This is a genomic window from Streptomyces iranensis (genome assembly GCF_017874715.1).
Lineage (GTDB): Bacteria > Actinomycetota > Actinomycetes > Streptomycetales > Streptomycetaceae > Streptomyces > Streptomyces iranensis.
Genome location: NZ_JAGGLR010000060.1, coordinates 1 through 8,896 on the forward strand (window position 1 = coordinate 1; position 8,896 = coordinate 8,896).

The following is an 8,896-nucleotide window of genomic DNA, read 5'->3' on the forward strand; positions in this document are numbered from 1 at the left end:
GGAGCGGCGCGGGGAGCGACCGCGCCCGCTCGTAGGCGCTCAGGCTGAGCCCCGAGACCTCCTCGACAGCACGCGATATCTCACTGGGGGTCATGTAAATGTCGCCGTTGTAGCCGAATCGCCGCAGCTCCGGCAGGACCAGCGCGACGTCCAGCCGGCCTTCGTCGGTGTCCAACTCGTAGTCGTCGGTGCCGATCGCGCCCCTCTGGGCGACGGCAGTGCCCTGGGATGTGCGCCCGGTGAGTATGGCCGTCCAGTATTCGCGGGCGGTCACATAGCCATTGGCGGTGTCGAAGAACCCCGCGTCGAACGGCTTGTCCGGCGTCGCTCTCGCCCGATGGAACTCCAGCAGTTCGGAGAGATGGTGGACGAGCATTCCCGTGAGCTCGTCGTAGCGCTCGTTGAGGAACGTCCGGGTGCGCGGCCGCAGGGTCCGCCGGACGCGGTCCATCGGATGCCGGGACGCCACCAGCAGAAGGTTCTTGGTCAGGAGATTCTCGCCGCCTGGCCGATCCGCGAGCTGGCTGCGGATCGGCCAGGCCGCGGCGTGCTGAGACCCCCACCATCCGTAGCCGAAGACCTCGTCGACGTCCGGAATGGCCGCCAGGAACGGAACAAGAACATTCTCCGCGCCGTCATGACCGAGGAGACGGTTCACGAACGCCGTGGCGGTCTTCTGCCCGAAGAACCGCATCGAGACCGTCACGGCCTCAAGTACGTGATCGGTCGCCCGATCCACGGCGAGGTCCTGGAGCGCCCCGAGGCCGAGGGTGACGGTCCCAGAGGTGAGGTGGAAGTAGGAGCTGTCGCTTGAGTCCACGACGGCCAGTCCGACCAGCGTCCGCTCGCCCCACTCGGTGGGCCTCCAGTCGCCGAGGGTCTCCAGCAGTTCGGAAAGCGGGACCGGGACCCCCCGTTCATCCGGGATCGCCAGCGCAGCCCGAATCCGGTTCAGCTGCCTCAGCGCCTCCTGACGGGGCCACCTTCGCTCCCCCGGAAGCGAAGCCATCGGGTCGTCCATGACGATCTCGGCGATGCAGTAGCCATTCGGCTTGGGCGCCTGCTCCCCCGGTGCCACCCGCGGCTTCGAGCGGTGGAGCCGTCCGTCGGCGGTTACCCAGTATGGGCGAGCGTCCGTGACGATCTTGAAGCCGGGACCATGAGCCAGATCCAGCTTCATTGGGCTACCGGTCAGCCCCTGGATGAGAAGGGGCCGATCCTCCTCGACCTCCAGGCCGGTGGCACCGTAACGGCGGCCGGTCGCCGCGTCGAGCTGCGCGTGGGCCGGGGAAGCCGACTGCATCAACGCCGGCAGCGCGTGCGTGACCCGCCCGTCGAGGTCGATCACCACCGCATGCGCATCCGACGGCGCGACCTCCGGGGGGAACCCCGAGATCCGGCGGCCGGCACCCTCCGACACATCCACCCACACCACTCCACGGCCCTCGCCCTCGCCGAGGTTGTACGCCGCGAAGGCATGGCCCAGCCGCTCCGCGAAGGCATGGCCCGGCTGCCGACCCTGACGCCGCGCCAGGACGAACGCCGCCGCGCCCGCCCCGGCCTCGGCGACCGCCTTCTCCACCCCCTCCCACGACCGCACCCCACGCCAACCGGGGCCCGCCGCCAAAGAGGACACCACCGAGTTCCCACTCACCGCCGAGTCATCCAGCGCACGCGACCGCACCGAACCGGCCTCCGCCGGACCGGCCTCTTCCGGATCGGCCTCCATCCCCGCCGGGCGCACCCCCTGCGGGTACAGCTCCTCCCGTAGCGACCTCAACAGGACCAGACACCGCTCCTCCGACATCCCCTCTGCCGGCCCCTCACCCGCCACACGGTCCACCCGCTCCGTCAGCTCCACACGGCTCAGCACCGAAAGGGGCTCACGAGGACCGACAGCACGATGCCGCCGACGGCCGGCCGACGTGCCACCGGACACCGCGTCCGGCGCCGGAGCCGTACCGGCATCGACAACACCCTTGCTGACACCTCCCCCGAACGGCGGGCGGCCGTCCAGCGGGCGGACGTCGGCGGGCACGGTCGGCCGCGGCCCGTCGGCCTCGGTCGGCTCCGTGTCCCGCACCGTTCCGGCCGTGTGCGTCGACGGCTCGTCCCGCGGTGGCGTGACCACGGTCTCCGGCGGCGGGGACGTCGTCTCGCCCTCCGGAGACGTCACGGACACCGAAGGAACCGGCATCTCGGACGCCCAGCCGTGCAGCGGCCCGGGAGTGAAGGGCAAGTGGACCGGGCCGGTGACCGTGCGCAGGACCATGTCGACGGGGCGCCGCGCCCGGTCGGTGGCGCGGACCGCCGCGTCCAGGGCGAGCCGGATGTCGGCGGGGAGCGTGACCCCGAGGGTGTTCAGGGCCGCGTCGGGCGTGACGCCGTCCTTCACGGCCTGGCCGACGGCGTCCAGCGTCCGCCGGGTGTCCCGCCCGACCTCGCCCGCGTCCAGCCACACCTGCGCCCGCGCGTCCTCCTCGGCGAACCCCTCGGCGAGCCGGTCGCCGAACTCCTCGGGGCGCAGCGCCCGCCAGTCGGCCGGCCCGTGCCCGGCGAGGACGGCCGGGGCGTCGTAGACCTGCGGGGAGGGCCGGGCCGGGGCGATGCCGAGGCCGAGTACGTCCTCCAGGGCGGCGCGCGTCACCAGGTTGCCGATCACCCAGCGGGTGCCCTTCGGGCCGCTGACCTCCAGAACGGTGTGGGCGGTGAGCACGAATCCGAGCTCACCGCTGTCGTCCGGCTCGCCGTCGGCGTTCTCCGAGACCGGTACGCCGTGCTTGATGATCGAGCGGCTGTAACTCATGCTCCCGGAGCTCTGGCCCTGGGAGGTGCTCGCTCCCGCCAAGGGGGACGTGCCGCCGAGCGTGTGGGTGTTGTTGCCGGTCAGCCCGCCCTTCAGCGGGCTGGTCAGGGAGGAGGTGTGGGTCCGGCTGCTCGAGCCGCCGGCGTTGTGGACGGTGGTGCTCACCTGCTGGGACTGCACCTCCCTGCTGAAGCTCTCCAACTGCGGCCCGTACAGCGCGACCCCGATCCGCGCGGAGCCGCCGGAGGGCTCCTTGCCGGTGAACCGGGAGGCCTGTGCGGGTGTCAGGGCGACCTTGCGCCGCCGGATGAGGTCACCGACGCGGCGCATGGTGGCCTCGGCGGACTCCGAGGTCTTCGGAAGGCCGTCGCCGCGCAGATCCGGGTCGACCTCCCGCAGCGCGTCGGCGAGTTCGTCCGCCGCGTCGAAGTCGTACACGGCGAGCGGCTGGGTCGGGGTCCAGCGCGCGGTGTCGGTCAGCCGGCCCCGTTCCGGATCGGTGCCCGCTTCGGTGCTCGGGGCGGGAGCGGGAGCGGAGGCGGGAGCGGCCAACCGGGGGTCGGACCGATGGACGTCCGGGGTGATCAGGACGGGCGGCGGGGCGGGGAGTTCCGGGGTCCCGTCCTCCCGCCGCGGTGGGGTCTCGCTGCCGGGGAAGCGGAGGGTGACGGTGGCGGGGACGACCGGGCCGGAGGCGGGGGCCTGGGTATTCCGCGTGGGCAGGGCGGCGTCGCGGCCCAGCGCCCGGTCCAGCCAGCGGGTCAGCCCGCTGGTCTCGGCCGCCGACAGCCCACCGCTCAACATCCGCTGCGCCAACTTCCCCACCGAGACGGCCCGGTTGATCAGGAAGCCGGGCGCCGTGTTGTTCAGGCGGACCGAGGTGACCTCTACGCGGTACTCGTACGGCACCCCCGGGAACTCCGCGACGTTCCGGAAGGTGCGCGGCCAATTCTGGTCGTACCAGGTGGTGGAGAAGGAGTCGCCGAGGGTGCCGACGGAGGAGAAGAAGGCCGAGAGCCCGCCGCTGCCGGTCCGGCCCGTCCCCGGCAGGTTGACGTCACCCGTCCCGCCCAAGCTGAGGTCGAATCCGGTACTCCGGGAGGCGGTGTGGGTGATCGTGCCGGCCGCGGAGTTGAGGTTCTCCAGGCCCGAGTACGCCAGCAGCGTGCCGCGCAGCGCCGCCAGGTCGGTGCCCGGGGCCGGGCGGGCGTTGAGCGCCACCTCCACCAGGTACAGAGCACCGTCGCGCCCCCGGTACGGGAAGTGGAAGCGGTGCCAGTGGCGGGCGCCACTGGCCACCAGTGACCGCAGACCGTTCGCGGCGCCGATGTCCGCGATACGCGAGGCGAGCCCGCGGACGTGGGAGCCGCTGCCCGGGGTGAGGGAACCGGGTGCCTCCCGCCGCACGGCGCCGCGGATGGCCTGGACGACCTCGTCCAGCGAGCCGGTCGGCAGGGCCTCGGGCACCGAGGCGTAACCCAGCGAACGGCCACCGGAACGCGCGAAGTGCCTCGCCATGAACCGGTCCATGGGCGGTGGGGGTGACGGCTCGAGGCCGGCCGGCCGGGCAAGCTGCGGATTCTGCCTGACGCGGTGTTCGGGTACCCAGAAGGCCACCCCGCCGGGCACGGTCACGGCGTAGGCCACCGAGCTGTGCGGGCCGATACCGAAGGCGTTCGCGACCGCGTTGTTGAGGCCCTTGTCCAGGTGGATGAGGTACGTGGCATGGGCCCGGAACCGGTGCAGCGGGTTCCCGGCATGCGGTTCGATGGTGATGCGGTTGGTGAAGGTGCCGCTGGTCTCGGTCTTGCTGCGCCCCGTCGCGATGTTCCGGCCACCGCTGCCGGAGACGCTGCCGGGGTTTTTTTCGCCGGTGTGCAAGCCGGTCAGGCTGGTGCCCAGCGCTCCGGAGAGGTCCTCGAAGGTGCCGTGCGAGGCGGATTGGGTGGTGGTGAGTTGGTTCTCCGCCCATGTGGAGGCGTCCGGGTCGTTATCGGGGTTGAATCCCGTCCCCTCGTACACCACGTCGTGCAGGAAGCCGATCATATTGCCCTGAGCGTCGGTGCCCACCACGTCGCCCGCGGCATCGGCCTCGAAGACCAATCCGCTGCCGAAGATCTGGGGCGCGCGGGAGAGCAGGTAGGTCGACGACAGCGATACCCGCATCACCTGCTGGACCGGGCTCTCGGTGTTCGTGATGGGCGCGCCGACGATCCTGTCCCTCAGCATCCGCGCGGGCACGCCGAAGGCGGTGACGGCCGAGGGCAGCGCGTCGAGGAGGTTGGAACCCGCCGCGTCGGCCCACTGACGGATCCGGGCGAACGCGCTGGGCTCCGAGGCCGAGCGCGGCGCGTCGAGGAAGGTGGGCTCCGCCGGGTTGGCGCCCTTGAACAGCTGCCGGAACGCCCCGGTCAGCGCGGCGGTGCCGATCGCGAGGTTGACGTGGGCGGAGGCGGGGAGCAACACCACGTCCTGCGGGCGGGAGCCGTCGGCGTCCGGTGTCATCCGCGCCTTGCGGAAGTCGTCGTGCGTCGCCCGGCGGATGCTGACCGGGCCCAGCGGGGCGGGAGGGTGGCTGAGGGTGCGGCTCAACGGCACAGCGAGGGTCACGGTGCCGTGCGCCGTGAACGTCGCCAGCGGGGTGCCGCCGTTTTCCGAGAACACCCTCATGACGTGGGTGACCTGGTTGTCGAAGATCCCGAGCCCGGGTTGGGCGAAGATGAGGGCGTGGACCTCGTATCCGGAGGAAGACGCGGCGGAGCGGCCTTTTTCCCCCGTGACGGAGGCGGTGTAGGGGATGCCGCCCTCCAGGGTCCAATCGCCGTTGTCCGAAACCGGGCCGCCGACCCCGGCGGAGACGCCGACGAACCCCGAGTGGCTGGAGCTGCGGGACTCGCCGCCCGGGACGCCCATGCCGTTGACGTTCATCAACGACCAGCCCGGCAGGTTCTTGCGGTGGTGGGGGTAGGTGCCGTCCCTCTGCTCCACGGACGTGTCGAAGCCGATCCGCCAGACGCCGTGTCGGAGGGGCAGGCTGAAGTAGCGCGGCTGGTCGCCGTCCGCTCTCTGGTCGAGCCCACCGGTCTCGCCGATCTGGGAGCGCCAGATGGTGAGCTTACGGGCGTTTTCGAGCTGCGCTTCGACGATATCGTCGCTCAGCCAGTCGCGACGCCGGTGCTCGGTGGGCGGCAGGAAGCCGAGTCGGCGCCCCAGGGTCTCCAACTGGTCGTACAGCTCCTCGGCGCCGGTGACCTTCAGCGGGGTGACGTCGACCCCCAAGGACTTCATGCTCGCCAGCTCCGGCGGAAGGTGGCGTTCCGCGCCGGGCGGCACCGGGACACCGTTCACATCGGCCAGGGTGGGCACCCGCATGGACTGCTCCCAGGGCCTGTGCAGGGTGAAGGGGTCGGTCGTGCCGCCCCCGGCGCGCACGAACTCGACGACGTAGCTGATGTCCGCGTTCGTCAGGAGACCGGGGTTTGCGCTGATCAGGCCGCGCCAGTCGTACGCCGTGCCGCCGGAGTTGAACACGACGGACCGCTGGTGCTCATAGCCCCCGCCGAAGACGAATTTCCCGGCCGGGCTCGGGGCGCCCTGGAAGGTGGGGGTGACGCCGAACTCCCCCTTTACGGCGTTGAGGATCGACAGCCCGGTCTCGACGCCGACCGTGTGCAGCAGGTCGGATTCCAGGACCGGTGTGCCGTTGGTCTTCGCCAGCCAGTCGGGGTCCAGGGCGTTGAGCCGCGCGGAGACCTTCAGGAAGCCCAGCGGCTCACCGCTGTGGTCACGGAGGACGGGCGAGACGTAAGCGTCGGCCAGCATCAGCCGCAGGCCGCGCTGGTTGTTCTCGGTGAGGAACACGCGCAGTTTGTCGACGGATTCGCCCGACATCCGGCGCAGGTGGGGGCGTAGTTCGGGCGCCGCGAGGATCGCGTCGAGCAGGGCGGACGGGTCGTAGATGGTGTCGACCCGGTGGAGCCAGAGCTCGTCGGTGAGGGTCCGCACGTCGGCGGGGAGGTCCTGCGGGGCCACCGGGCCGTACGGGCGCTCCGGCGGGTTCTGCGTGAGGTAGTCCGGGAACCACGCCATGAGCCGGCCGGGCGCGGGTGCGGCGGCGCTCCAGGCGTCGTCGCGCCGGGACGGCGTGGCCGTGGTGGTGGCCGTGGTGGTAGCCGTGGTGGACGCGGCCGTGAACTGAAACGCCATCCGGTAGTCGTAGGCATGTGAGCGCTCCGCGGAGAACGGCAGCGCGGTCATCACGGTGTGGCCCTCTGGCATGTCCACGTGGATGGCTTGCTGGTTGTGGGTCGGCGTCACCTTCGGGGTGATGGTCACCGAGGCCACCGCGGGGTTCTCCGCGTCCTGGATCGGCGTGGTGTAGCTGTAGGCGAACGGCAGGCTCCGGATGTTTCCGGTGGCGTAGCTGTCGCCCGTGTCGACCCCGGTCCGGTTGCGCTCCTCGACGTACACCCGCCGGCCCTCGGGCGAGTCGTCCGCCATCGTGGGGGCGAGCTGGTGGTCCGAGAGTTCCATACGCACCGACACCTCGTACGTACGGCCCCGGTAGGTGACCGTGCGGACCATCCCCTTGACGCTCGCCAGATACGACTTCGCGTACCGCAGCTCAGCCTCGCTGTACTTGGCGGCGATCTCCTGGTCGAGCGCGACCGTGTCACCCGGGTCCTGCGCCTCCAGGTCGCGGGGCGGGGCCTCGACGTGGGCTCGGGCCCGTACGGTCTGACCGAGCTGGGAGTGCAGCCAGGTGATGGTGTCCTCAGGGAACGTGACGGGCACCGATCCCTGCAGCCCGCGGTAACCGTGGCCGAAGTCGGTGACGAGGCGGGAGAGGCCGGGGTCGGCGGGGGCGGGGTTCTGGTCCGGCTCCGCGCCGGACTCCTGGTCCGAGTCCGGCTCCGACGCCGACTCCTGGTCCGAGTCCGGCTCCCCCTCTCCCGGGACGTCCTCCATCTCGGCGTCCGAGTCCGAATTCGACTCCGAACTCTCCGACTCCGACGACGTGTCGGCTTCCTGCATCTCGACGTCGGACGAGGACACGGCGGCCGACGACACCGCCGGGCGGGGGCGGGGCGCGAACGGGCCGGCCTCGGTCCACCGGGGGCGCAGGCCCAGCTCCCGGCGCCGGGTGTCGGCCAGTTCGACGGCCGAGCGGGCGTCCGGGCCGTGGGCGAGCAGATGCTCGGCGACGTCCCGGACCGCCGCCCGGAACGCGTCCCCGGCGTACCGGACATCGGTCCGGGCCGCGTCCGGCCCGGTGGGCAGCACCAGGAAGGCGGCGAGGTCCCAGGCCGCCGCGGCGTCCCACGCCGTGGTCTCCCGCGCCGCCGCGTCGTCCCCGGGCTCCGTGTCACCGTCCGGCGGGGCCGCGCCCTCGCGCGCCGCGGTGTCCGCCGCGAACGCGTCGAACGCCGACCGCCACAGCCGCCGCGCCACCGCGGCCGCGACCGTGTCGATGCCGTCCGGCCCCGGCCCGGGTCGGCCCAGCAGCAGCCGCACCTGGACCAGTGGGGCCAGATCCCGCGCCGGGAACCGGCCGACGCCCAGCTCGACCTGGACCCGCTGGCTCGGCGTCAGGGCGACGCCGAGGCCTTGGAGCTGGTCCGCCGTCACCTGTGTGTCGGGGGCGAGCCGGGGCGCGCCGGAGGTCAGGTCCGTCTCCTCCACCTGGCCCGCGAGCCAGTCCCGCCGGTCGTCGTCCAGCGCGGGGGCCGGGGCGGTGTCCCCGAGCCTGCCGGCGGCGGCCAGCCGGGTGGGCGGCACGCCGAGGGAGTACAGCCGCGCCGTGGCGTCCTCCAGCCGCTCCAGGGCCTCCTGGAGCCGGGCCGCGGCGGCCGGGCCGGTCCCGGCGGTCCCGACGGCCTCGGTCACGCCCCGCCGTGCCCGGTCGTGCTCGTCCCAGGTGAGCGCGAGGGTCTCGGCTTCCTGGCGGGCGTCGCCCCGAGGCGACCCGGACGGCGCGTCGGCGGTCTCCACCGTGGACGGCGCGTCGGCCGTCTCCACCGTGGACGGGGTGCCGGTGGTCTCCGCCGTAGACGGCGCGTCGGCCGTCTCCACCGTGGACGGGGTGCCGGT

At 72.4% G+C, this 8,896-nt stretch carries 1 protein-coding gene; it reads right to left on the reverse strand.

Going from position 1 to position 8,896, the window contains the following annotated elements:
* Positions 1-8,896, reverse strand: an 8,896-nt coding sequence (locus J2Z30_RS49085) for a hypothetical protein (protein ID WP_209469197.1), incomplete at both ends; no start/stop codon positions are given.